Origin of the sequence: Streptomyces roseofulvus, from assembly GCF_039534915.1 — a bacterium.
Taxonomy (GTDB): Bacteria; Actinomycetota; Actinomycetes; order Streptomycetales; family Streptomycetaceae; genus Streptomyces; species Streptomyces roseofulvus.
Genome location: NZ_BAAAWE010000001.1, coordinates 6,448,612 through 6,470,717, shown reverse-complemented (window position 1 = coordinate 6,470,717; position 22,106 = coordinate 6,448,612). Strand labels below are relative to the sequence as shown.

General features: G+C 75.2%; 24 protein-coding genes. 9 read left to right on the top strand and 15 right to left on the bottom strand.

Translation table 11 applies throughout. The features are described 5' to 3' along the window. Positions 1-2: 2 nt before the first annotated feature. The 6 genes from ABFY03_RS29780 to ABFY03_RS29755 form a co-directional block, all read right to left on the bottom strand. Positions 3-989: a GNAT family N-acetyltransferase gene (locus ABFY03_RS29780; protein ID WP_346171245.1), complete on the bottom strand. Its 987-nt coding sequence runs from the start codon at positions 987-989 to the stop codon at positions 3-5. A 93-nt stretch (positions 990-1,082) separates the two neighbouring features. After that, the gene (locus ABFY03_RS29775) at positions 1,083-2,351 is read right to left on the bottom strand and encodes an ABC transporter substrate-binding protein (RefSeq protein ID WP_319013330.1); all 1,269 of its coding nucleotides are present in this window, start codon (positions 2,349-2,351) and stop codon (positions 1,083-1,085) included. Further along, entirely contained in the window at positions 2,348-3,415 is a 1,068-nt protein-coding gene (locus tag ABFY03_RS29770) for a branched-chain amino acid ABC transporter permease (RefSeq protein ID WP_319013331.1), read from the bottom strand. Before ABFY03_RS29770 ends, ABFY03_RS29775 begins: the two co-directional genes overlap by 4 nt. Then, positions 3,408-4,298, bottom strand: coding sequence for a branched-chain amino acid ABC transporter permease (locus ABFY03_RS29765; RefSeq protein WP_346171244.1), 891 nt, complete (start codon positions 4,296-4,298; stop codon positions 3,408-3,410). The genes ABFY03_RS29770 and ABFY03_RS29765 overlap by 8 nt, the downstream gene beginning before the upstream one ends. Further along, entirely contained in the window at positions 4,295-5,140 is an 846-nt protein-coding gene (locus ABFY03_RS29760; RefSeq protein ID WP_319013333.1) for an ABC transporter ATP-binding protein, read from the bottom strand. The genes ABFY03_RS29765 and ABFY03_RS29760 overlap by 4 nt, the downstream gene beginning before the upstream one ends. Next, positions 5,137-5,985, bottom strand: coding sequence for an ABC transporter ATP-binding protein (locus ABFY03_RS29755; RefSeq protein ID WP_319013334.1), 849 nt, complete (start codon positions 5,983-5,985; stop codon positions 5,137-5,139). Before ABFY03_RS29755 ends, ABFY03_RS29760 begins: the two co-directional genes overlap by 4 nt. Positions 5,986-6,193: 208 nt before the next feature. Between ABFY03_RS29755 and ABFY03_RS29750 the strand changes: the two genes are divergently transcribed. The 3 genes from ABFY03_RS29750 (at position 6,194) to ABFY03_RS29740 (ending at position 8,461) form a co-directional block, all read left to right on the top strand. Then, positions 6,194-7,393 carry a PucR family transcriptional regulator gene (locus ABFY03_RS29750; protein ID WP_319013335.1) on the top strand — a complete coding sequence of 400 codons (1,200 nt, stop codon included), beginning with the start codon at positions 6,194-6,196 and terminating at the stop codon, positions 7,391-7,393. A gap of 67 nt (positions 7,394-7,460) precedes the next feature. Next, entirely contained in the window at positions 7,461-7,841 is a 381-nt protein-coding gene (locus tag ABFY03_RS29745) for a hypothetical protein (protein ID WP_346171243.1), read from the top strand. Between the two features lie 23 nt (positions 7,842-7,864). After that, the gene (locus ABFY03_RS29740) at positions 7,865-8,461 is read left to right on the top strand and encodes a hypothetical protein (RefSeq protein WP_346171242.1); all 597 of its coding nucleotides are present in this window, start codon (positions 7,865-7,867) and stop codon (positions 8,459-8,461) included. A 44-nt stretch (positions 8,462-8,505) separates the two neighbouring features. Here the strand turns inward: ABFY03_RS29740 and ABFY03_RS29735 are convergent, their stop codons facing one another. Beyond that, complete coding sequence (locus tag ABFY03_RS29735; protein WP_346171241.1) at positions 8,506-9,657, bottom strand: glycerate kinase; 1,152 nt, start codon at positions 9,655-9,657, stop codon at positions 8,506-8,508. Positions 9,658-9,769: 112 nt separating this feature from the next. Between ABFY03_RS29735 and ABFY03_RS29730 the strand changes: the two genes are divergently transcribed. The 3 genes from ABFY03_RS29730 to ABFY03_RS29720 are packed head-to-tail and all read left to right on the top strand — an operon-like array spanning position 9,770 to position 13,055. Beyond that, positions 9,770-11,476 carry a BCCT family transporter gene (locus ABFY03_RS29730; protein WP_319013339.1) on the top strand — a complete coding sequence of 569 codons (1,707 nt, stop codon included), beginning with the start codon at positions 9,770-9,772 and terminating at the stop codon, positions 11,474-11,476. Beyond that, positions 11,473-12,564, top strand: coding sequence for an ADP-ribosylglycohydrolase family protein (locus tag ABFY03_RS29725; RefSeq protein ID WP_346171240.1), 1,092 nt, complete (start codon positions 11,473-11,475; stop codon positions 12,562-12,564). Before ABFY03_RS29730 ends, ABFY03_RS29725 begins: the two co-directional genes overlap by 4 nt. Next, a complete protein-coding gene (locus ABFY03_RS29720) occupies positions 12,561-13,055 on the top strand; it encodes an NUDIX hydrolase (protein WP_319013341.1) in 495 nt (164 codons plus the stop codon). Before ABFY03_RS29725 ends, ABFY03_RS29720 begins: the two co-directional genes overlap by 4 nt. 7 nt (positions 13,056-13,062) lie before the next feature. Here the strand turns inward: ABFY03_RS29720 and ABFY03_RS29715 are convergent, their stop codons facing one another. Both ABFY03_RS29715 and ABFY03_RS29710 read right to left on the bottom strand, forming a co-directional pair. Beyond that, positions 13,063-13,239: a hypothetical protein gene (locus tag ABFY03_RS29715; protein WP_319013342.1), complete on the bottom strand. Its 177-nt coding sequence runs from the start codon at positions 13,237-13,239 to the stop codon at positions 13,063-13,065. Next, positions 13,236-13,439: a type II toxin-antitoxin system VapB family antitoxin gene (locus ABFY03_RS29710; protein WP_030497067.1), complete on the bottom strand. Its 204-nt coding sequence runs from the start codon at positions 13,437-13,439 to the stop codon at positions 13,236-13,238. The genes ABFY03_RS29715 and ABFY03_RS29710 overlap by 4 nt, the downstream gene beginning before the upstream one ends. 64 nt (positions 13,440-13,503) lie before the next feature. On the opposite strand from ABFY03_RS29710, the gene ABFY03_RS29705 reads away from it, so the two are divergent. Continuing rightward, positions 13,504-14,223: an SIR2 family NAD-dependent protein deacylase gene (locus ABFY03_RS29705; RefSeq protein WP_319013343.1), complete on the top strand. Its 720-nt coding sequence runs from the start codon at positions 13,504-13,506 to the stop codon at positions 14,221-14,223. On the opposite strand, the gene ABFY03_RS29700 is transcribed toward ABFY03_RS29705, so the two are convergent. The 6 genes from ABFY03_RS29700 to ABFY03_RS29675 all read right to left on the bottom strand — a co-directional run bounded on the left by ABFY03_RS29700 (position 14,224) and on the right by ABFY03_RS29675 (position 20,276). Then, positions 14,224-14,742 carry a methylated-DNA--[protein]-cysteine S-methyltransferase gene (locus ABFY03_RS29700; RefSeq protein WP_319013344.1) on the bottom strand — a complete coding sequence of 173 codons (519 nt, stop codon included), beginning with the start codon at positions 14,740-14,742 and terminating at the stop codon, positions 14,224-14,226. A 12-nt stretch (positions 14,743-14,754) separates the two neighbouring features. Then, a complete protein-coding gene (locus tag ABFY03_RS29695; RefSeq protein ID WP_319013345.1) occupies positions 14,755-16,224 on the bottom strand; it encodes an AlkA N-terminal domain-containing protein in 1,470 nt (489 codons plus the stop codon). Between the two features lie 56 nt (positions 16,225-16,280). Next, entirely contained in the window at positions 16,281-17,060 is a 780-nt protein-coding gene (locus ABFY03_RS29690) for a metallophosphoesterase (RefSeq protein WP_319013346.1), read from the bottom strand. Between the two features lie 103 nt (positions 17,061-17,163). Next, positions 17,164-17,784 (bottom strand): L-threonylcarbamoyladenylate synthase, encoded by a 621-nt coding sequence (locus ABFY03_RS29685; protein ID WP_319013347.1) that lies wholly within the window; start codon positions 17,782-17,784, stop codon positions 17,164-17,166. A gap of 9 nt (positions 17,785-17,793) precedes the next feature. Further along, positions 17,794-19,227, bottom strand: coding sequence for a phytoene desaturase family protein (locus ABFY03_RS29680; protein WP_319013348.1), 1,434 nt, complete (start codon positions 19,225-19,227; stop codon positions 17,794-17,796). A 200-nt stretch (positions 19,228-19,427) separates the two neighbouring features. Continuing rightward, positions 19,428-20,276 (bottom strand): inositol monophosphatase family protein, encoded by an 849-nt coding sequence (locus tag ABFY03_RS29675; RefSeq protein ID WP_346171239.1) that lies wholly within the window; start codon positions 20,274-20,276, stop codon positions 19,428-19,430. A 189-nt stretch (positions 20,277-20,465) separates the two neighbouring features. Between ABFY03_RS29675 and ABFY03_RS29670 the strand changes: the two genes are divergently transcribed. Together ABFY03_RS29670 and ABFY03_RS29665 are read left to right on the top strand one after the other, a co-directional pair. Continuing rightward, the gene (locus ABFY03_RS29670; protein WP_319013350.1) at positions 20,466-21,518 is read left to right on the top strand and encodes a PucR family transcriptional regulator; all 1,053 of its coding nucleotides are present in this window, start codon (positions 20,466-20,468) and stop codon (positions 21,516-21,518) included. A 159-nt stretch (positions 21,519-21,677) separates the two neighbouring features. Next, positions 21,678-22,091 carry a hypothetical protein gene (locus ABFY03_RS29665; RefSeq protein WP_346171238.1) on the top strand — a complete coding sequence of 138 codons (414 nt, stop codon included), beginning with the start codon at positions 21,678-21,680 and terminating at the stop codon, positions 22,089-22,091. Positions 22,092-22,106 lie beyond the last annotated feature (15 nt).

The following is a 22,106-nucleotide window of genomic DNA, read 5'->3' as shown; positions in this document are numbered from 1 at the left end:
CGTCACGCCGCCAGGAGCTTGTAGTAGAGGGTCGTGGGCCGCAGGACGCCCGCCGGGTCGGCGGCGTACTCCGGGACGGTGCCGGCCGCGGTCCAGCCGGCGCCCCGGTACAGGCGCTCGGCGGGGCTGTCGGTCTGGGTGTCCAGGACGAGGAGGGTGAGGCCGGTGGCGGCCGCGTGGGCCTCGGCGGCGGCGAGCAGGCGGCGGCCGAGACCCCGCCCGCGGGCCGAGCGGTGGACGAGGAGCCGGGCGATCTCGCCGCGGTGGCTGCCGTTGGCGGTGGTGGTACGGAGGAGGGTGACGGCCCCGGTGACGGCGCCGTCCGGCCCGAAGGCCGCCCAGACGTCCCGGGTGCCCGCGGTCCCGGCCCACCAGGCGGCCGCCTCGGCCGGCTCCACGGGCGCCAGGAAGCCGACGGAGGCGCCGCCGTCCACGGCGTCCACGAGGAGGGCGGCGAGGCCGTCGGTGTGCTCCCGTACGCGGTCGGGGGCGAGCAGCTCGACGCGGTCGCCGGGCGCGAGGCGCTTCTCCAGGAAGAGCAGGCCCGGCCGGTCCTCCCAGGGCTCGGCGGGCTCGAAGCCCAGCTTCCGGTAGAGCGCGAGCGGGCCCTCCCGCCACTCCCAGACGGTGAGCCGCACCGCGGGGGCGCCCGCCGCGGCGGCCCGGCGCAGCGCCTCGCCCATGAGCGCCCCGGCGAGCCCCCGGCCACGGGCTTCCGGCTCGACCCAGACGCGCTTGACCTCGGGGACCGCCCCGGACTTCAGGACCAGACAGCCGACGGCCTCGCCCGTCTCCGGCGCGGCGGCGAGCAGCACGGTGTCGGCGGCGAAGGCGGTGACGGGGTCCTCGGCCTCGGCGCGGCGGGCGGCCGGCAGGTCGGCGGGCCCGGTCACCGCGGCGCCCTTCTCGGCCTCGGTGGCGAGGTGGTAGGCGGTGAGCAGGGCGGGCAGGCGGGGGTGCGCGGCGTTCTCCTCGATCAGTGCGTTCATGATCCGAGCATCACACCGGAACATTTCCTCCAGGTGACGCGCCCGCGGGGCGAGGACGATGGTCGTCCTCGCCCCGCGGCGCGTCGGAGCCGGTCAGGGGGTGTAGCTCTCGGCCGCCTCGGAGACGAAGGGCTGCCGGACCGTACGCATCCCGCCGGGCACCTTCTTGTCGGGCTGGAGGATGACCGACTGGCGCGACGACGGGGCCTTCGGGTCGCTGAAGTCGTGGGTCATGCCGAAGCCGGGGTCGTGGGCGCTGAGGATGAGGAGCGCCTTGGCGACGCCCTCGCGGCTGAGGTCGCCCTTCTCGCACGCCTTCTTCAGGATCTCGCCGAAGGCGGACGCCGCGGTCCAGCCGGCGACGACGCCGTTGTCGAGGCCGTCGTCCGGGTAGGCGGCCGCGTAGTCGGCGGCGAGCTTCTTCGCGGCCGGGGTGTCGGCGCCGATGGGGAGGCTCGGGGAGGCGAACCAGTACATCTTCTCCAGGGCCGGTCCCGCCTGGGTGCCGAGGAGCTGCGGGGCGAAGGCCGAGTTGTTGCCGACGACGGGGACGCGCAGGCCGGTCGCGGCGGCGACGCCGACCAGGGAGGCGGCCTGGCGGGGTCCCGCGCTGACCAGGACGGCCTTCACGCCGGCCTGCTTGAGCGCGGCGACCTGGGCCGACATGTCGTTGTCGGTGGGCTTGATCTTCTGCTCGACGACGGTGAGACCGGCCTTCTCGGCGGCGTGCTTCGAGCCCTTGAGCGCGTTCTCGCCGTAGTCGCCCTCGAAGTAGACGTGCCCGAGCTTGTCGCCCTTGGCGAGGCCCTTCTCGGTGACGAGGAAGTCGACCGCGTTGATCGTCTCGACGTCGTAGGTGGCGCCGAGGACGCGGATGTACGGGGAGCCGAGCAGCGAGGCGGACCACGCCTGGGGCATGACCAGGCCCTTGTCCTGGCCGTCGACGCGCTGCTTGACGGCGGCGACGAACGGGGAGCCGATGAACTGGGGGTAGCCGACGACCTTGGGCTCCAGCTCGGTGTAGGCGGCGAGCGCCTTCTGCGGGTCGTAGCCGTGGTCGCGGACGGTGAGCTCCAGCTTCCGGCCGCAGATGCCGCCGGCGGCGTTGACCTGCTTCACGTACAGCTGCTGGGCCTGGGTGACGCTCTTGCCGAGGGTGGCGTAGACGCCGGTCATGTCGGTGAGCGCGCCGAGCGTGATGGTGGTGTCGGTGACGCCCTCGCCGGTCTTGATCCCGCCCGCGCCGGTCTCCTTGCCGTCGCCGGTCTTCGCCTTGGAGCTGCAGCCGGCGGCGGTGAGCGCGACCAGCGTGGCGAGCGCCGCGGCGAGGCCCCGCACGGCCGCCTGTCGTCTGTGCTTCATCGTGACTCCCCTGAGGGTCGGTGGATCGGGGTTCGCGCGACGAGCCTCGCGAGGCCGCCGGGCAGGAAGAGGACGACGCCGACGACGGCGGCGCCGTAGAGGTAGCGGGCGGCCTCGCCGGGGGCGACGCCGCCGGTGCCGGGGGCGGAGACCAGCGGCAGGGCCTCGGCGTACCGGCCGAGGACCTGCGGGAGCAGGGCGACGAAGACGCCGCCCGCGACGGCTCCGGCGACCGAGCCGAGCCCGCCGATGACGATCATCGCGAGGTACTCCAGGGAGAGCGCCATGCCGAAGTACTCGGGGACGGTCCGCTGGAAGACCAGGGCGAGCAGGACGCCGGCCAGGCCCGCGTACATGGAGGAGAGGACGAAGACGGCGGCCCGGTGGCGGGCCACCGGGATGCCGAGGACGCCGGCGGCGATCCGGTGGTCGCGGATGGCGTTCATGGCCCGCCCGGGGCGGCCCCGGAGCACCCCGCGGGCGAACAGCACCCCGCCGAGGAGGAGGGCGAGCCCGAGGTACCAGAGCTTCTCGACGGAGCCGAACGGCACCTGGAGGACCAGGAGTTCGGTGTCGTCGAAGGTGAGGCCGAAGAGGTTGAGCGGGGGCACGGCCCGCCCGTTGTAGCCGCCGGTGAGACCGTGGGCGTTGAAGAGGAGGTGCTGGCCGATGAAGATCAGCGCGAGGGTGGCGATGCCGAGGTACGCGCCGTGCAGCCGGCCCGCGATGGGGCTGAACACGCCTCCGGCGAGGCCCGCGAGGCAGACGGCGAGGACCGCGGCGAGCCAGCCGGGCAGGCCGAGGCCGGAGAGCCCGTCGGTGCCGTCGCCGGCGAGGGCGCAGTAGCCGTAGGCGCCGACGGCGAGGAAGAAGGCGTGGCCCATGGAGAGCTGGCCGGTGGCGCCCGTGAGCAGGTTGATGCCGACGGCGCCGAGCGCGGCGGCCATGGCGAAGAGCCCGGCCTGGAGCCAGAACCGCTCCAGGTAGAAGGGCAGGACGAGGAGCACGAGACCGGCGGCGGCGTAGCCGTACGCCTTCGGGGGGATCCTGCGGCGCTCAGACACGGGCGAGCTCCTTGGTGCCGAAGAGGCCGGCCGGGCGGATCAGCAGCACCGCGACCATCACCAGGTACGGGGCCAGGTCGCCGATCCCGCGGCCGAGGAAGGCCAGGTCGGACTGGTAGCCGGTGGCGAGGGACTCGGTGACGCCGACGATCAGTCCGCCGGCGAGCGCGCCGGTGGTGGAGTCGAGGCCGCCGAGGATGGCGGCGGGGAACGCCTTCAGCGCGGCGAGCGAGGTGCCCCGCTCCAGGCCGGGGGTGGGGAAGACGGTGAGGAAGAGCGCGGCGACCGCTGCCAGGGCCCCGGCGACCGCCCAGGCGCCGAGCGAGACCCGGCCCAGCCGGACGCCCATCAGGGCGGCGGTCTCCTGGCTCTCGGCGGCCGCCCGCATGGCCACGCCCCAGGAGGTGTGCCGGAAGGCGAGGAGGAAGGCGGTGATGAGGAGGCCGGCGGCGAGCAGGGCGGCGATGCGGGTCTCCGCGATCGTCACCGATCCGAGGGTGACGACGGCGTCGCCCCACGGGTCGCCCAGGGCGAGGATGTCGGTGCCGATGCGGCGGGTCAGCTCGGTGGCGAGGAGGATGTCGACGCCGATGGTGACGATGGCGAGGACGCTGTGGTCGGCGCCCCGGTGGCGGCGCATCACCAGGAACTCGACGGCGGCGCCGACGACGGCCGCGCCCGCCGTCCCGGCGGCCAGCGCGGGCCAGAAGCCGAGCGGTTCGTGGAGGACGGCGACGAGGTAGCCGCCGGCGAGGAGCAGCGAGGCGTGGGCGAAGTTGACGACCTCCGTGGCCCGGAAGATGACGACGAAGCCGAGGGCGATGAGGGCGTAGACGGAGCCCAGGGAGAGCCCGTTGATGAGGAACTCGGCGAAGGTGCTCACGCGGCGGTCTCCTCTCCGAGGTAGGCGCGGACGACCGCCGGGTCGTTCTGGACGTCGGCGGGGCTGCCGTCGGCGATGCGGCGGCCGAATTCGAGGACGGTGACGGAGTCGGCGAGCCGCATGACCAGGCCCATGTCGTGCTCGACGAGCAGCACGGAGATGCCGAGGCCGTCGCGGACGCCGGCGATGACGGCGGCGGTGTCGCGCCGCTCGTCGGCGGTCATGCCGGCGACGGGTTCGTCGAGGAGGAGCAGGGTGGGCTCCATGCAGAGGGCCCGGGCCAGTTCGGCGAGCTTCTGCTGTCCGTACGGGAGGGAGCCCGCGGGTTTCGCGAGCTGGTCGCCGAGGCCGACGAAGTCCGCGATCTCGCGGACGCGGGCCCGGTGCCGGGCCTCCTCGCGGGATGCGGACGGCAGCCGGAGCCCGGCGGCGAGGAAGCCGGTGCGGGTGAGCCGGTGGCGGCCGAGCATCAGGCTGTCCTCGACGGTGGCGCGCGGCGGCAGCGCCAGGTTCTGGAAGATCCGGCCGACGCCGAGGCCGGCGATCCGGTGCGGAGGCAGCTCGGTCAGCTCGTGGGCGCCGAGGCGCACCGAGCCGGAGGTGGCCTTGTACACCCCGGAGAGCACGTTGAAGCAGGTGGACTTGCCGGCGCCGTTGGGCCCGATGAGGGCGTGCACGGTGCCGGGGCGGACGGTGAAGTCGACGCCGTCGAGGGCGGTGAGCCCGGCGAAGCGGACGGTGAGGCCGGTGACGGTGAGGGCGGGGACGTCGTCGCGGGCGGACGGCGCGCCAGGAGTGCGCGGGGCGGGGACGGTCGGCTCGTCCGGGGTGCGCTCGCTCATCGGGGGGTCTCCTTGCGGCGCGGGCCGCGGGGTGCTTCGTCCCAGCGGGACAGGACGGGGTGGGCGGCCCGGGCGCGGGCGGCGTCCTCCGCCGCCTCGGCGTCGACGACGCCGAGGTAGCGGCGGCGGACCTCGTCGGAGGCCGCGAGTTCCGCCGCCGGGCCGGAGAGGGTGACCTCGCCGACCTCCAGGACGTACGCGTGGGAGGCGAGCCGCAGGGCGAGCGCCGCGTTCTGCTCGACGAGCAGCACGGCCGTGCCCTGGGCGTTGATCTCCCGGACGGCGTCCGCGATCCGGGCCGCCATCAGCGGGGCGAGGCCGAGCGACGGCTCGTCGAGGAGCAGCAGTTCGGGGGCGGCCATGAGGGCGCGGCCGACGGCGAGCATCTGCTGCTCGCCGCCGGAGAGCAGCCCGGCGGGCTGCCGGGAGCGCTCCGCGAGGACGGGGAAGAGTTCGTGGACCCGGCGCAGGGCGGCGGCCTTCGCGGCGCGGTCGCCGCGCCGGGCCAGCCCGCCGGCCCGCAGGTTGTCCTCGACGGTCATCCGGGCGAAGACCTGCCGGCCCTCGGGGACCTGGCAGACGCCGGCGGCCACGACCCGGTCGGGCGGCAGCCCGTCGAGCGGCCGGCCGGCCGCGGCGACCGTGCCGGAGACCACGGCGCCGCCGTGGAACCGCAGGGTGCGCGAGACCGCCCGCAGCAGTGTGGACTTGCCGGCGCCGTTGCCGCCCAGGACGGTGACGACGGCGCCCGCGGGCACGGTCAGCGACACGCGCCTGAGCGCGTGCACCGGTCCGTATCCCGCCGTCAGGTCCGTCACCGTCAGGGCGGGTGCGGTACCTCCCATGACTCCCCTTTCCCCGGCCGCCGTTGTTACTCGTGCGTGCTACTCGGCCGTTCGGTGGCGCTCACCCCAGCACCGCGCGGACCTCCCGTCCACGCCCGGCGGGAGAAACGCTGCCGGTGACCAGCGGGGCCGCCGGGGGGCTGTGCATGCGCACAACGCTGCGCGTCAGGGCGTTGCCGTGGGGCCCGGGGCGGTGGATGCTCCCGGCATGGGACGGCGCAGACGGCGGACCGGTGACGACTGGAAGGTGCTCGCGCGGGCGTGCACGGCGCTTCTGGAGCGGGTGCCGGAACTGGTGGACGAGCATCTGACGGAGCTGCACGCGTACGAGCCCGCCTACGGGCGGATCGTGCCCTACGACCAGCACTGGCAGGAGGCTCAGGAGGCGATGCGGATCGGGATCGAGATGATCTCGGCGCCCCGGCACTCGCCCCGGCGGGACCTGGAGCACGCGGAGCTGCTGGGCCGCCGGCGGGCCGAACAGGGCCTGCCGCTGGAGCTGGTGGTGCACGCGTACCGGCACGCCGGGCACCTGGTGTGGGACGCGCTGATCGAGGGCGCGGGCCCGGACGCGGCCCAGCTGGCGGCGCTGATGCAGTCGGCGACGACGGTCTGGTCGGCGGTGGACGCGCAGGCGGACCGCGCCTCGGAGGCGTACCGGGCCACCGAGGCGGAGCTGCGGCGCCGCACGGACGAACAGCTGCAGGCGCTGCTGGACGCGCTGTTGCAGGGGCAGCGGGCGCCGGAGATGGTGGCGCGGGCCGCGGCGGGCCTGGACCTGCCGGAGCAGGGGCGGTACGCGGTGGTGGTGCTGCGGCCCGACCGGCGCGAGGAGCGGGAACCCTTCCACCGGCAGGTGCGGGCGGAGGGGCTGCGGTTCCTGTGGCGGATGCGGGCCGACTGCGAGATCGGGGTGGTGGCGCTGGCCGACGGCACGGACCTCGACGCGCTGGCGGAGCTCCTCGACGGGCGGGCGCCGGGCCCGGGCGGCATCAGCCCGGTCGTCACGGGCCTCACCGAACTGGGCCGCGCCCGCCGCCTCGCCGAACTGGCCCTGCGCACCTGCCCGCCCGGTTCCCGCCAGGTCGTCCGGCTGGACCGCCGCATGACCGGCGCGCTGATCGTGGGCCAGCCGGACCTGGCGGACCTCCTCGTCACGGACGTCCTCGGCGGCCTCCTCGAACTGGACCCGGCGGACCGGGCGGTGCTGCTGGAGACGCTGGACGCGTGGCTGGAGTGCGAGGGGTCGGCGGGCCGGGCGGCGGGCCGCCTCTACTGCCACCGCAACACGGTCTTCAACCGGCTGCGGCGGCTCGAGCAGTTGACGTCCCGGTCGCTGTCCCGGCCGCGGGACCTCACGGAGATGACCTTGGCACTGGACGCGTTCCGGCTGACTGCGTCAGGGTGAGCGGATGACGCCCGAGCCTTCGCTGTCCTTGGCCCCGCCGGAGCCGCCCGGTTCCGGGAGGACGCCCGTGCCCGCCTGGGTGGTGGTGGTCCCGTCGGTGTTCCTCGCCATTTTCGTGCTGGCCGTGCTGGGGACGCTGTACAGCGTCGCCACCGACGGTCCGCGCTACCTGGAGACCGCCGACGTCGTCGGCGTCTGGACCGAGGAGGGCGGCGAGGGGCGCCTGACGCTGCGCGAGGACGAGACGTTCGAGCTCGTCGAGACCCCGTCGGACATCGGGGCGCCACGCCGGGGGACCTGGAGGGTGGGCATCCTCGACGAGCCGGACCTGGTCCAGTTGGACTTCCCGAACGGCAGGAGCCTGTATGTCGACGAGTCCGGCCGCCGGGCGACCCTGTACAGCTTCAACGGAGACTCCTCGGCCGAGTACGTACGCGCACCCGGGTGACCTGGCAGGATTCCCCCGTGACCATGACGACGAACACGCGTACGACACCACGGCGGACGACCCTCGGGAAGGTGCTGATCGCCGTGGGGCTGCTGGCTCCGGTGGTCCAGGCGCTGGGGTCGCCGGTGGCGGAGTCGACGCGGCTGGTGGTGCTGCTGGCCGTGTTCGGGGCCCCGTGGCCGTACTGGCTCGCCATGGCGGTGCTGTGCGCGGTGGGCGTCCGGCTGGCCGGCAGGCGGGGGTGGGCGCGTGAGGGGCTGTTCGCCGTGTGCGCGGCGGCGGCCGTCCTGCTGGTGTTCCTGCGGGTGGTCCTCGGCGGCTTCCTCTCCCCCGGCTGGGAGGAGTCGGAGCGCTGGGCCGCGCCGGGCGGTGCGGAGCGGTACGTGACGGTGGACACGGGCGCCGCGCTCATCGACCCGCTGTGGCGCGTGACGGTGGTCTCCGGCTCGGGTCTCACCGCCCGGAGCCATCCGGTGGCCACGTACGGCGAGCGGTCGGGCTTCGTCGCGGTCGCCTGGGACGGCCCGGACGCCCTCCTGGTCACCGGCAGCGACGGTACGACACGGATCACTCTGGACCCGTCGACCGGCGCGCCGGACCGGACGGTCGACGCGGGCTGACGGCCGCGCGGGCCGGACGTCACGGGACGCCCGGCCCGTACCCGCTACGCCAGGAAGTCGCGGGCGATGTGGGAGGCGACCTCCTCCAGGAGGGGGCCCGCGTTCGGGATGGACTTGGCGGGGTCGGGCTCCAGGGCGGAGAGGGGGTAGGCGCGGCGGATGCCGGCCGCGCCGAGGGTCTCGGGCGGGAGGGCCAGGCGGCCGCAGACCGCGACGACCTCCTTGCCGGCCGCGCGGGCCGCCGCCGCGACGCCCGCGGGGGCCTTGCCGTGGAGGGTCTGCGCGTCGAGCGAGCCCTCGCCGGTGATGACGAGGGTCGCGCGCTCCAGCGCGGGGGCGAAGCCGAGGACCTCCAGCATCAGCGCGATGCCGGGGCGGAAGCTCGCGCCGAGGAGGAGCGCGCCGTAGCCGATGCCGCCCGCGCCGCCCGCGCCCGGGGAGGCGGCGAGCTCGGTGGCCTTCGGGCCGATCGCCCGCTCCAGGACCTGGGCGTAGTGCGCGAGGGCCGCGTCGAGGGTCTCGACGTCCTCGGGCGTGGCGCCCTTCTGCGGGCCGTAGACGGCGGGCGCGCCCTTGGGACCGGTCAGCGGGTTGTCGACGTCGCTGGCCAGGATGAACTCGACGCCGTCGAAGCGCGGGTCGAGGGCGGTCAGGTCGGCGGAGGCCAGCTCCGCGAGGGCCGCGCCGCCCGGGCCGACCGGCCGGCCGTCCGCGTCGAGGAAGACCGCGCCGAGCGCGGCGAGCATGCCCGCGCCGCCGTCGGTGGTGGCGCTGCCGCCGACGCCGAAGACGATGGTGGTCGCGCCCGCGTCGAGCGCGGCCCGCAGCAGCTCGCCGGAGCCGTACGTCGTGGCGGTCAGCGGGGCGAACGTGCCGGGCGGGAGGAGCTGGAGCCCCGACGCCTCCGCCATCTCGACGACCGCGGTGGTGTCGCGCAGCGCGAACGCGGCGGTGACGGGGTCGCCGACCGGTCCGGTGACCCGTACCTCGCGCCGCTCGAATCCGGCCGCGACGGCCGCCGCGACGGTGCCGTCGCCGCCGTCGGCGACGGGCAGGGCCTCGACCGAGAGGCCGGGGACGACCTTCCGGAGCCCCGCCGTGACCCGCTCCGCGACCTGTACGGCCGTGAGCGAGCCCTTGAACTTGTCGGCCGCCACCAGCACGTGAGCGACCTGAGTTGCTGCTCCGTCCGTCACCTTGCATCCCTTGCTTTCGAACAGGCAGTCGCGCCAGGGCCGACCCTATCCGTACGGCCAGACGGCGTGCCACCCCCGGATGAAGCGAAATGTCCGACCATAGTGGGCTCACATGAGCACGGATATGAACGAGGGACCCTCCCCGGATCACGTACCGGAACGGCACGCGCCCGACGCGCAGGTCATCGGGATCGGCGTGGCCGCCGTCGTCGGGGTGGTCGCCTGGGCGGCACTCGGCAAGGAATCCTTCGACAGCGCCTCCTCCGCCGCCCTCTCCTGGGTCCTGGACAACTTCGCGTGGCTGTTCGTGGTCGGCGCGGACGCCTTCCTGGTGCTGTGCGTGGTGCTCGCGATGAGCCGCTTCGGCCGGATCCGGCTGGGCGCGGACGACTCCGAGCCGGAGTTCACCAACCTGGCGTGGGTCGCGATGATGTTCAGCGCCGGCATGGGCATCGGCCTGATGTTCTACGGCGTCGGGGAGCCGCTCCAGCACTTCCTGGACCCGCCGCCGGGCGGCGGCCCGGCGGGCACGGGTGCGGCGGCCCGGACGGCGATGGAGTACTCCTTCTTCCACTGGACGCTGACCCCGTGGGCGATCTACGGCATCGCCGGTCTGGCCCTGGCGTACGCGGGCTTCCGCAAGGGCCGCGGCAACCGGCTGAGCAGCGCTTTCGTCCCGCTCCTCGGCGCCCGCCGGGCCGCCTCCTGGCAGGGCAGGGCGATCGACCTGCTCGCCGTCTTCGCGACCGTCTTCGGCACGGCCACCAGCCTCGGCCTGGGCGCGCTCCAGGTCTCCGAGGGACTCGACCTCACGATGGGCGTCGAGGACTCGACGGCCACCCAGCTGATCATCATCGCCTCGCTGTCGGCGGCGTTCGTCCTGTCGGCCTTCTCGGGCCTGCACAAGGGCGTCAAGTGGCTGTCGACGCTGAACATCGTGCTCGCCGCCTGCCTGGCGCTCTTCGTCTTCCTGCTCGGACCGACGGTCTACATCCTGGACACCATCCCGGCCTCGGTCGGCGGCTACCTCCACCAGCTGCTGCCGATGGCGAGCCGCACCGGCGCCTTCACCGACCGCGCGTGGCTGGGCGCCTGGACGATCTTCTACTGGGCGTGGTGGCTGTCCTGGGCGCCGTTCGTCGGCACCTTCATCGCCCGGATCTCGCGCGGCCGGACGATCCGCGAGTTCCTGGTGGGCGTGCTGCTCGTGCCGTCGGGGGCGACGGTGGTCTGGTTCTGCGTGATGGGCGGCACGGCCATCCGGCTGGAGTCCACCGGCGAGGCCGATCTGGCGACCGCCGTGAAGGACGGGGCGGAGGCCTCGCTCTTCGCGATGCTGGAGGCGCTGCCGCTGGGCACGGTCACCTCGGTCATCGCGATGCTCCTGGTGATGACGTACTTCGTGACCAGCGCCGACTCGGCCTCCCTCGTCATGGGCTCGCTGACCAGCCGGGGCTCGCTGCACCCGCCGACCTGGCTGGTGGTGACCTGGGGCGTGCTCATGGCGGCCGTGGCGGCGGTGCTGCTGGTGGTGGGCGGCCTGAACTCGCTCCAGACGGCGACGATCCTGGTGGCGCTGCCCTTCGTGGTGGTCATGCTGCTGCTGTGCTGGGCGCTGGTACGCGAGCTGCGGGAGGACCCGGGCGCGGGCCCGGCCCGGCACCACGCCCTGCACGGGATGCGGGACGCGGTACGGGCCCTGGTCGGCGAGGCGATGACCGAGCAGGGCGGCACGGCCCGGCACCACCGGCTGCGCCGCGCGGCCCGCTCCCGCGCCGACGCGGAGGGCGGCGAGCCGCCGCGGGAGGGAGGGGCGTGACGGCCGGCACGGCGCCCCGGCCGGCGCCCGCCGGACCGGACCTCGCCGACCGGATCCTCGGCGGCTGGACCGGGCGGATCGCCGGGAACATGCTCGGCAAGCCGGTCGAGCAGGGCGAGCACTGGACGCGGGAGCGGATCGACGCCTATCTGCGGCTCACCGGCGCGCTGCCCCTCACCGACTACCTGCCGCCCCCGCCGGACGGCGCGCAGGGCTTCGAGCTGCGGCCCGAGTGGCCGGCGTGCGTGCGCGGCGGGATCCGGGAGAGCTGCCGGGACGACGACGTCGACTACACCCTGCTCGGGCTGCACCTGCTGGAGACGCACGGCTTCGGCTTCACCACCGAGCAGGTGGGCGAGCTGTGGCTGCTGCGGCTGCCGTACCTCCAGACGTACACCGCCGAGCGGGCCGCGTACCGGAACCTCGCCAACGGGCTGAGACCGCCGCTGACCGCCACGTACGACAACCCCTACCAGGAGTGGATCGGGGCGCTGATCAGGGCGGACGTCTACGGCTGGACGAGCCCGGGCGACCCGCGCAGGGCGGCCGGCCTGGCCCGCCGGGACGCGGTGGTCTCGCACACCGGGAACGGGGTGTACGGGGCGATGTGGGCGGCCGCCCTGGTCGCCGCCGCCTTCACCGCGCCCGACGCCCGCTCCGCCCTGGTCGCGGCCCTGGAGGTGGTGCCGCCGGGCTGCCGGCTGGCCCGGACCGTGCGCGAGACGATCGCGCTGTACGAGGCGGGGCTCGGCTGGTCGCGGACGCTCGACGAGATGGCGGAGCGCACGGCCGGCCTGGGGTGGATCCACGTCGTGCCCAACGCGGCCGTGCTCACGGCCGGGCTGCTCCACGGCGAGGGCGACTTCACCCGCACGATCGCGCTGACCGTCCGCGGCGGCCTGGACACGGACTCCAACGGGGCGACGGCCGGATCGGTGGCCGGGGTGCTGTGCGGGGCGGCGGCGATCCCGCCGCAGTGGTCGGCGCCGCTGCGCGACCGGGTGCGCAGCGCGGTGTACGGCTTCGACGGCGCCGGGATCGGCGAACTCGCCGCGCGGACGCTGCGGCTGGCTACGCTGGCACCGTGACCGTCACCGACTACGCCACGTACATCGCCGGCCTCCCCAAGGTGCTCGCCGGTGCCGCCGCGCTCTTCCGGGACGCCCGGGGCCGGGTCCTCGTCGTGGAGCCGAACTACCGCGAGGGCTGGGCCCTGCCCGGCGGCACGATCGAGTCCGACACGGGCGAGACGCCCCGGCAGGCGGCCCGCCGCGAGACCGCGGAGGAGATCGGCCTGGACGTGCCGCTGGGGCCGCTGCTCACGGTGGACTGGGTGCAGAGCACGCTCCGGCCGCCGATCGTGGCGTACGTGTACGACGGCGGGGTGCTGTCCGAGGAGCGGTTCGCGGAGATCCGGCTCCAGGAGGAGGAGTTGCTCTCCTGGAAGCTGATCGAGCCCTCCGAGGTGACCGCGCACCTGCCGGGCAGCCTGGGCCTGCGGGTGCTCGCCGCGCTGGACGTGCTGGCCGGCGGGCACGGTCCGGTGGAGCTGGAGAACGGCCTCCCCGCCGCCAACTGACGGCTCGTCACATGGAGGGTGTGGGGACGGGCTCGGAGTCGTGGCCGTCGCGGTCGTAGAAGCCCGTGATCGCCACGGACATCAGCAGCATCGCGACGGCCGCGAGCACGATCCCGCCGATGACGACGCCGAAGCAGCCGCCGAGGAGCAGCCGGGCACGCCGGTCGGGGTCCGGTGCCGTCATCCCTGCGGGGGTTCGGGCGGCAGCATCTCGCCCGTGCGGTTCGCCTCGTCGCGGGTGGCGGTCCGGGCCTCCGTGCGGTGGCCGCGCGCGATGTAGTCGCGGACGACCGCCTCCACGGCGTCCTGCGGGCTGCCGACGCCTGCCAGGACCATGACTTCCACGACGAGTTCCGCGTCGAGCGCGATGTTCACCTTGGCCATGAGCGGAACCTAGCACCGGGAAACCCGGTCGCGGGAGCCGGTCCGCGGTGCCTACCCTCCCGCCATGACGATGGTCGCGATCCTCAGCGGTGCCGGTATCTCCACGGACTCGGGCATCCCGGACTACCGGGGGCCGAACGGGCTGTGGCGGCGGGACCCGGAGGCCGAACGGCTGGTCACCTACGGGCCGTACATGGCCGACCCGGAGGTCCGCCGCCGGTCGTGGCTGATGCGGCGGGACACGCCCGTGCTGACGGCGGAGCCGAACGCGGCGCACCGGGCGATCGCGGCGTTCGAGCGGACGGGCGGCCACGCGCTGCGGGTGATCACTCAGAATGTGGACGGGCTGCACCAGGCGGCCGGGGTGCCGGACCGGAAGGTCCTCGAACTGCACGGCACCGTACGGTCGGTGGTGTGCACGGCCTGCCATGCCCGCTCGCCGATGGCGGAGGCGCTGGAGCGGCTGGCGGCGGGCGAGCCCGATCCGGCGTGCCGGGCCTGCGGCGGGATCCTGAAGCCGGCGACGGTGATGTTCGGGCAGCGGCTCGACCCGGTGGTGCTCGGCGACGCGATGTCGGTCGCCAAGGCGGCCGAGGTGTTCCTCGCGGTCGGCACGAGCCTCCAGGTGCAGCCGGCGGCCTCGCTGGCCGGGATCGCGGCCGAGCACGGAGCCCGGCTGATCATCGTGAACGCCGAGCCGACCCCGTACGACGCGCTGGCCGCCGAGGTCGTGCGCGAACCGATCGGCACGGCCCTGCCGGCCCTCCTGGAGCGGCTGCGCTAGTCAGAAGAGCGCGTCCGGGGCGGCGGCGCCCGACTCGAAGGCGAGCAGCCGCTGCTTGCGGTCGAGGCCGCCGCCGTAGCCGGTGAGGCTGCCGCCGGAGCCGATGACGCGGTGGCAGGGGACGATGACGCTGACCGGGTTCTTGCCGTTGGCGAGGCCGACCGCACGGGAGGCGCCCGGGTTGCCGAGGGCCTCGGCGAGCTCGCCGTACGTGCGGGTCTCCCCGTACGGGATGAGCCGGAGCTGCTCCCAGACGCGCAGCTGGAACGGCGTGCCCTCCAGGTGGAGCGGCAGGTCGAAGTCGGTGAGCTCGCCCGCGAAGTAGGCGTCGAGCTGGCGGATCGCCTCGCCGAAGGGGCGCGGATCGGGTGCGCCGAAGGTCTCCTCGGGCGGGCGGTGGCGCTGGCCGGTCATGTGGACGCGGCTGAGGACGCCGTCGACGGCCACCAGGGTCAGCGGCTCGTAGGGGCTGTCCACGACCGTGTGCACGACCGTGCGGGACGCGGCGGTGCGGGGCATGGCGGAACGTCCTTACGCGGGGAGGTGGTTGATCGGGTGGGCGTCGGTCGCCCACAGGTACTGGACGGCGTAGGCGCGCCACGGCGCCCAGTGGGCGGAGCGGACGGTGAGGGCTGCGGGGCTGCCGGGCAGGCCCAGGCCCTCGGCGGCGCGGCGGACGCCGAGGTCGCCGGGGAGGAAGGCGTCGGGGTCGCCGAGCGCCCGCATGGCGATGACCTCGGTGGTCCAGGGGCCGAAGCCGGGCAGGGCGAGCAGCCGGGCGCGGGTCTCGGCGCGGTCCGTGTCGGGGCCGAGGGCCAGCTCGCCGTCGGCGAGGGCCCGGACCAGGGTGAGCAGGGTGGTGCGCCGGCTGCGGGGCAGGGCGAGGGTCTCGGGGTCGAGCCCGGAGAGCGCCTCGGGGGTGGGGAAGAGGTGGGTGAGGCCGCCCTCGGGGTCGTCGACGGGGACGCCGTGGGCGGTGACGAGCCGGGCCGCGTGGGTGCGGGCGGCGGCCGTGGAGACCTGCTGGCCGAGGACGGCCCGGACGGCGAACTCGGCCGGGTCGACGGTGCCGGGGACCCGGCGCCCGGGCGCCTTGTCGACGAGCGGGGCGAGCAGCGGATCGGCGCGGAGCCGGTCGTCGACGGCGACGGGGTCGGCGTCGAGGTCGAGGAGGCGGCGGCAGCGGCTGATGGCGTGGGTGAGGTCGCGGGGGTCGGTGAGCGAGAGCCGGCAGGCGATGTGGTCGGGGCGCGGGGCGAGGGCGACGATGCCGTGCCCGTACGGGAGGGCCAGGGTGCGCCGGTAGGCGCCGTCGCGCCACTCCTCGACGCCGGGGACGGCGGTGGCGGCGAGGTGGCCGAAGAGGTTGGACGGTTCGAGCGGGGCCCGGAAGGGCAGCCGGAGGCTGATCACGCCGGGGGTGTGCGGCGCGGCGGGCCGGGCGGCCCGGGCCCGCAGTTCGCCGGGGGTGAGCGCGAAGACCTGGCGGACGGTGTCGTTGAAGGAGCGGATCGAGGAGAAGCCGGCGGCGAAGGCGATCTCGCCGAAGGGCAGCCCGGTGGTCTCGACGAGGGTGCGGGCGGTCTGCGCGCGCTGGGCGCGGGCCAGGGCGAGCGGGCCGGCGCCCAGCTCGGCGAGGAGCTGGCGCTCGACCTGCCGGGTGGACCAGCCGAGCCGCCGGGCGAGCCCCGGCACGCCCTCCCGGTCCACCACCCCGTCCTGGATGAGCCGCATCGCGCGGGCGACGGCGTCGGCGCGCACGTTCCACTCCGGGGAGCCGGGGCTGGTGTCGGGGCGGCACCGCTTGCAGGCCCGGAAGCCGGCCCGCTGGCAGGCGGCGGCGCTGGGGTGGAACTCCATGTTCTCGGGCTTGGGCGGGACCGCCGGACAGCTCGGCCGGCAGTAGATCCGAGTGGTGCGGACGGCGGTGAAGAAGACGCCGTCGAAGCGGGCGTCCTTGGACTGGACGGCCCTCACGCAGCGCTCGGTCTCGGTGTGCATGGATCCAGGATCGGGGATCGGCGGGCGCCCGGCTGGCAGAAAAGCGACATGGACGTTCAGTCGGCGACGGGCACCGTCCGGTAGTGGGTGGTGAGGCGTCCGTCGTCGCCGAGGACGTGGAAGGCGACCCCCGGCGGGGTGTCCAGGTGGACGTGCGGGCTGTCCGGGCCGGGGTGCTCCCAGGGCAACCGGATCGTGGAGACGGTGCCGGGGGCGACGAGCAGGGGGCGGCCGGCGAAGGTGGTGGCGGCTGCGGTGTGGGCGTGGCCGGCCAGGAAGGCGGTGAGGTGGGGGTGGCGGTCGGCGAGCGCGGCGAGCCGGTCCTCGCCGAACTGGCGGATCTCGTCCACGTACGGGGTGTGCAGCGGCACCGGCGGGTGGTGGAAGGCGACGAGGACGGGGGTGTCGCGCGGGGTGTCGGTGAGGACCCGGTCCAGCCGCTCCAGGGTGCCGTCCTCCAGGTGGCCGTCGTGCTTGCCGGGGATGGAGGAGTCGCAGACGGCGAGGACGAAACCGTCGCCGCGCAGCACCTGGTCGACGGGGGCGGTGGGCGCCGGGTCGCCGTCCTCGTGGAGCAGCGGCCCGAGCCCGGCCCGGAAGGCGGCGCGGTCGTCGTGGTTGCCGGGGCAGACGACCAGCGGGTGACGGCCGGCGAGGAGTGCGCGGGCGCGGTCGTACTCGGCGGGGGCGCCGTGGTCGGCGATGTCGCCGGAGACGAGGACGGCCGCGAGGTCGTACGGCAGGTCCTCCAGGTGGCGCAGGACGGCGCGGGTGCGCGCGGCGGCCCGCTCCTCCGTGTCGATGTGGATGTCGCTGACATGGGCGATGACGATCACGCGGTGGCCTCCGGCGGTCGGGGTGAACGGTGGTTCACCCGTCCGACCGTACGGTGATCGCCTGCGGGCGCGTAAGGGCCACCTGGCGCGGGGGCCCTTCCGGTCACTCGAAGCGGGTGGGGTCCCCGGCGCCGACGCGGACGATCTCGGGGTCGCCGCCGGAGAAGTCGACGACGGTGGTGGGGACGGTGCCGCAGTCGCCGGAGTCGAGGACGGCGTCGACCTGGTGGTCGAGCCGCTCCTTGATCTCCCAGCCCTGGGTCAGCGGCTCCTCCTCGTCGGGCAGCAGCAGGGTGCTGGAGAGCAGGGGTTCGCCGAGTGAGGCGAGCAGCGCCTGGGTGACGGTGTGGTCGGGGATGCGGACGCCGACCGTCTTCTTCTTCGGGTGGAGGAGCTGGCGGGGCACCTCCTTGGTGCCCGGCAGGATGAAGGTGTACGCGCCGGGGACGGCGGCCTTGACGGCGCGGAAGACCCGGTTGTCGATGTGCACGAGCTGGCCGAGCTGGGCGAAGTCCGCGCACATGAGGGTGAAGTGGTGCCGGTCGTCGAGGCGGCGGATCTCCCGGATGCGCTGGAGCCCGTCGTGGTTGCCGATGCGGCTGCCGAGGGCGTAGCAGGAGTCGGTGGGGTAGGCGATCAGCCCGCCCTTGCGGATCGAGTCGGCCACGCCGTCGATGATGCGCGGCTGGGGGTTCGCGGGGTGCACGTCGATGTACTTCGCCATGGCCCGAGTCTAGGTTCCGCGGCCGTCCAGGTTCCTGAGGTGGCGCCAGACGGCCTTGGCCGCGTTGTGCCCCGACATGCCGTGGACGCCGGGGCCGGGCGGGGTGGCGGCGGAGCAGAGGAAGACCGAGGGGTGGGGGGTGCGGTACGGCCACGGGGAGAGGGTGGGGCGCAGGACGAGCTGGAGGCCGCGGGCGGCGCCGCAGGCGATGTCGCCGCCGATGTAGTTGGCGTTGCGGGCGGCGAGTTCGGGCGGTCCGGCGGTGGCCCGGGCGAGGATCCGGTCGCGGAAGCCGGGGGCGAAGCGCTCGATCTGCCGCTCGATGGCGTCGGTGAGGTCGCCGCGCCAGCCGTTGGGCACGTGCCCGTACGCCCAGAAGACGTGCTTGCCCTCGGGGGCCCGGCTGGGGTCGACGAGGCTGGGCTGGGAGGTGATGAGGAACGGCACGTCGGGGGCGGTGCCGGAGGACGCCTGGCGCAGCGCGGTGTCGATCTCGCCGGCGGTGGGCCCGACCTGGACGGTGCCGGCCCGGCGGGCGGCCTCGGCGGTCCAGGGCACGGGGCCGTCCAGGGCGTAGTCGATCTTGAAGGCGGAGGCGCCGTACCTGTAGTGGGCGTAGTGGTGGGCGCCGAAGCCGGTGATGCGGGCGAGGGCGGTGGGCGAGGTGTCGAAGAGGTAGGCGCGGGCGGGCGGCAGGTCGTCGAGGCGCTTGACCTCGAAGCCGGTGTGGACGGTGCCGCCGAGCTCGGTGAGGTACGCGGTGAGGGCGTCCGGGATCGCCTGGGAGCCGCCCCGGGGCACGGGCCAGCCGACGGCGTGCGCGGCGAGCGCGAAGACGAGGCCGACGGCGGAGGTGGCGAAGCCGTCGAGGGGGGCGATGACGTGCCCGACCATGCCGGCGAGGAGGCCGCGGGCCTTCTCGTCGCGGAAGCGGCGCAGCAGCCAGGTGGAGGGCGGCAGTCCGGCGAGGCCGAAGCGGGCGAGACCGACCGGGTCGCGGGGCAGCGCGGTCAGCGGCAGCTGCATGAAGTCCCGGAAGAGGGTCTCCCACCGGCCGAGGAAGGGGGTGACGAGCCGGCGGTACGTGCCGGCGTCGCGCGGCCCGAGGGAGGCGGCGGTCTCGGCGACCGAACGGGACAGGACGGCGGCCGTGCCGTCGTCCCACGGGTGGGCCATGGGCAGGTCGTGGTGCAGCCATTCCAGGCCGTACCGGTCGAGCGGCATGGTCCGGAAGACGGGCGAGCCGGCGCCGAGCGGATGGACGGCGGAGCAGGGGTCGTGGCGGAAGCCGGGGAGGGTGAGCTCCTCGGTACGGGCTCCGCCGCCGACGGTGTCCTTGGCCTCGAAGACGGCCACGGAGTGGCCGCGCCGGGCCAGTTCGACGGCGGCCGTCAGACCGTTGGGCCCCGCCCCCACGACGACGGCATCGAGCAGCGACGTCACCTCGGACTCCTCCCGTCGGCCGGCGGTTCGGCAGGGCCAGGATAGGCCCGTGTCCCCCGGCGGTGGCGCGGCCCCTCGGGAGCCGCCGGTTCCGCCGCCGGACCGGGGTGGCGGCCCCGGTGCGGGAAGGGGCGGTTCCGCGGCCGGCCCCGGTCGGCGGAGGGCCTGTTCCCCGGCCGGGCGGGCCTCGTGACCACGCGTCAGTCCCCGGCCGGGGCGCCGGCGAGGAGGGCGCGGATCCGCTCGGCGGTGGCCGCGTCCCGCGCCGCCGTGAACGGCAGCGTGTTGCCCCCGGCGATCCGGAACGGCTCGCCGGTGACGGTGGCCTGCGCGCCGCCGGCCTCGGCGACCAGCAGCAGCCCGGCGGCGTGATCCCACGCGAGTTCCCAGCTGAAGGCCGTCGCGTCGAGGGTGCCGCGGGCGAGGGACAGGTACTCCAGGCCGGCCGAGCCGCACGGCCGGGGTCGTACGCCCTCGGTGACCAGGCCGAGCAGGGCGCGCTTCTGGTCCGGGGTGGTGTAGTCGGGGTGCGAGGTGGCGACCTCCAGGACCGCGCCCGGGGTGGGCGAGCCGCAGCGGAGCGGCCGCCCGTCGAGCGTCGCGCCGCGTCCCCGCACGGCGACGGCCAGCTCGCCGAGGGCGGGCGCGTAGGTCCAGGAGGCGAGGACCTCGCCGTGCCGGGCGAGGGCGACGAGGCTGCAGAAGCCCGGATCGCCGTGGACGAACTGGCGGGTGCCGTCGACGGGGTCGACGATCCAGACGGGCGCGTCGCCGCGCAACGCGCCGTACAGCCCCGGGTCGGCGTCCACGGCCTCCTCGCCGACCACGACGGAGCCCGGCAGCAGGGCGGTCAGCGCCCGCGTGAGGTGCTCCTCGGCGGCCCGGTCGGCGACCGTCACCAGGTCGTAGGGCCCCTTCTTCTCGCTGATCTCGTGGTCGGCGAGCCGGCGGAAGCGCGGCATGATCTCCGCCGCGGCCGCCTTGCGGACCGCTTCCTCCACCTCGGTCGTACCGCCGTCGAGGACGTGCTCAAGGAAGGATTCGATCATGCGTCCAGCTAAGCACGCGGGTCGGACAACCGGTACGGGGCCTCCGCGGACCGGCCGCGGGCGGGCGGCCGACGCCCGCGGCCGGTGCCCCCGCGGGGCCCTGCCGTTAGGATCGTCCGCTGGTCGGCCGCAGTCCAGGGGGCGGTCTCCTGGTCACGGCGAGGGCCGGGCGGGGAACGGGGCGGGGAGATGACGGACGACGACACCCATGCGTACGCGGCGCTGTTCGCGGAGGTCGTGGCCACCGGCCGGCGCCTGACCCGGGGCGAGATCGAACGCCGCCGGGAGTCGGGCGAGGAGGCGGCCCGCGCGGGACACTCCCTGCGGGAACTGGTCGGCGGCCAGCTCCGCGCGGTGCGGTCCGCCTGGCCCGAGCAGACCCTGGACCGCAGGACGGCCCTGGACCTGCTCTCCGCGGTCGAGCAGTCCGTCGACGCCTTCTCCTCGGGGTTCGAGCGGGCCCAGCGGCTCGCCGTCCGGCAGGAGGAGGCCGAGCGCCGCGAGTTCATCGACGACCTGCTGTACGGGCGCAGCGACCTGGGCCGGACGGCCGAGCGGGCCGAGCGGTTCGGGCTGCGCCTCTCCCGGGCGCACGCGGTCGCCGTCGCCCGCGGCCCCCACCCGTACACCGAGGCCGACTCCGCCCCTCAGCAGGTGGAACGGGCGCTGATCGGGAGGTTCGGTGACCGGCACATCCTGCTCACCACGAAGGGCGGCCGGATGGTCTGCGTCGCCCCGGGCGACCAGCGCGAGGTCCTCGCCTCCTTCGCCAAGCAGGCGTACGCCGCCACCGGCGGGGGCCAGACCGCGATCGGCCGGCCGCAGCCCGGGCCGCGCGGGGTCGCCCACTCCTACGAGGAGGCGCTCGGCGCGCTCGACCTCGCCGACCGGCTCGGGCTCGACGCGCCGGTCCTGCACGCCGCCGACCTCCTCGTCTACCCGGTCCTCACCCGCGACCGGCAGGCGATGGAGGACCTCGTGCGCAGCACGCTCGATCCCCTGCGGTCCTCCCGCGGCGGGGCGGAACCGCTCCTCGACACGCTGACCGCCTACTTCGACAGCGGATGCGTGACGACGAAGACCGCCCAGAACCTGAACCTGTCGGTCCGGGCGGTCACCTACCGCCTGGACCGCATCCACCGGCTGACCGGCACCGACCCGGCCGACCCCGCGAGCCGCTACACCCTGCAGACCGCCGTGATCGGCGCCCGCCTCCTCGGCTGGCCCGCCAAGGAGTTCTGACCGGCCCCGAGGGGGTGAAGCCCGGCATCAAGAAGTCGTCAAGACTGCCGGACTCCGGCAATGCGGCCGCCGGCCGGTTCCCGCCAGAATGGCCCCGGTGGCGCCGCGGCGGCGCCACCGCTGCCGGAGTGCGGCAGCACCGGACGGGGGGAGGCGGGCATGGGCGAACTCATGGACGCGGCCTTCGGCTTCCCCGCGCTCGTCCTGACCGCGGCGCTCGTCGCCGTGATCGGTTTCCGGGTGCTGGTGCTCTGCCGCGCGGTCGCGCCGGACGCCTTCGACTCCGACGCGGAGCGGGGAGCGCTGGGCCTCGGTGACCTGCCCGTCGCCACGGCCGCGTCCGTCTTCGTCGTGACCGGCTGGGTGCTCGACGTCGCCGGCATGGTGCTGCTCGGCCGGTCCGGGCTGCCCGGCGCGTGGCGCCTGCCGCTCTCCGTCGTCCTGCTCGCGGGGGCGCTGGTCTTGGCCCGGCGGCTGACGACGTGCCTGGCCGGCCGCCGACGGCGGGCCGCCTCCGCCGGCGCGGCGCGGGGCGCCGTGCCCGAACCGGGTCCCTCGCGCACCTCCGTCTGAGCGGCGGCGCGGAGC

Coding starts and splice junctions, on each gene's coding strand:
- ABFY03_RS29675 (WP_346171239.1), bottom strand. CDS start 20,276: ATGATCGAATCCTTCCTTGAGCACGTCCTCGACGGCGGTACGACCGAG.
- ABFY03_RS29730 (WP_319013339.1), top strand. CDS start 9,770: ATGAGCACGGATATGAACGAGGGACCCTCCCCGGATCACGTACCGGAA.
- ABFY03_RS29750 (WP_319013335.1), top strand. CDS start 6,194: ATGGGACGGCGCAGACGGCGGACCGGTGACGACTGGAAGGTGCTCGCG.
- ABFY03_RS29775 (WP_319013330.1), bottom strand. CDS start 2,351: ATGAAGCACAGACGACAGGCGGCCGTGCGGGGCCTCGCCGCGGCGCTC.
- ABFY03_RS29740 (WP_346171242.1), top strand. CDS start 7,865: ATGACGACGAACACGCGTACGACACCACGGCGGACGACCCTCGGGAAG.
- ABFY03_RS29695 (WP_319013345.1), bottom strand. CDS start 16,224: ATGCACACCGAGACCGAGCGCTGCGTGAGGGCCGTCCAGTCCAAGGAC.
- ABFY03_RS29715 (WP_319013342.1), bottom strand. CDS start 13,239: ATGACGGCACCGGACCCCGACCGGCGTGCCCGGCTGCTCCTCGGCGGC.
- ABFY03_RS29760 (WP_319013333.1), bottom strand. CDS start 5,140: ATGAGCGAGCGCACCCCGGACGAGCCGACCGTCCCCGCCCCGCGCACT.
- ABFY03_RS29700 (WP_319013344.1), bottom strand. CDS start 14,742: ATGCCCCGCACCGCCGCGTCCCGCACGGTCGTGCACACGGTCGTGGAC.
- ABFY03_RS29665 (WP_346171238.1), top strand. CDS start 21,678: ATGGGCGAACTCATGGACGCGGCCTTCGGCTTCCCCGCGCTCGTCCTG.
- ABFY03_RS29780 (WP_346171245.1), bottom strand. CDS start 989: ATGAACGCACTGATCGAGGAGAACGCCGCGCACCCCCGCCTGCCCGCC.
- ABFY03_RS29685 (WP_319013347.1), bottom strand. CDS start 17,784: ATGGCGAAGTACATCGACGTGCACCCCGCGAACCCCCAGCCGCGCATC.
- ABFY03_RS29710 (WP_030497067.1), bottom strand. CDS start 13,439: ATGGCCAAGGTGAACATCGCGCTCGACGCGGAACTCGTCGTGGAAGTC.
- ABFY03_RS29755 (WP_319013334.1), bottom strand. CDS start 5,985: ATGGGAGGTACCGCACCCGCCCTGACGGTGACGGACCTGACGGCGGGA.
- ABFY03_RS29705 (WP_319013343.1), top strand. CDS start 13,504: ATGACGATGGTCGCGATCCTCAGCGGTGCCGGTATCTCCACGGACTCG.
- ABFY03_RS29670 (WP_319013350.1), top strand. CDS start 20,466: ATGACGGACGACGACACCCATGCGTACGCGGCGCTGTTCGCGGAGGTC.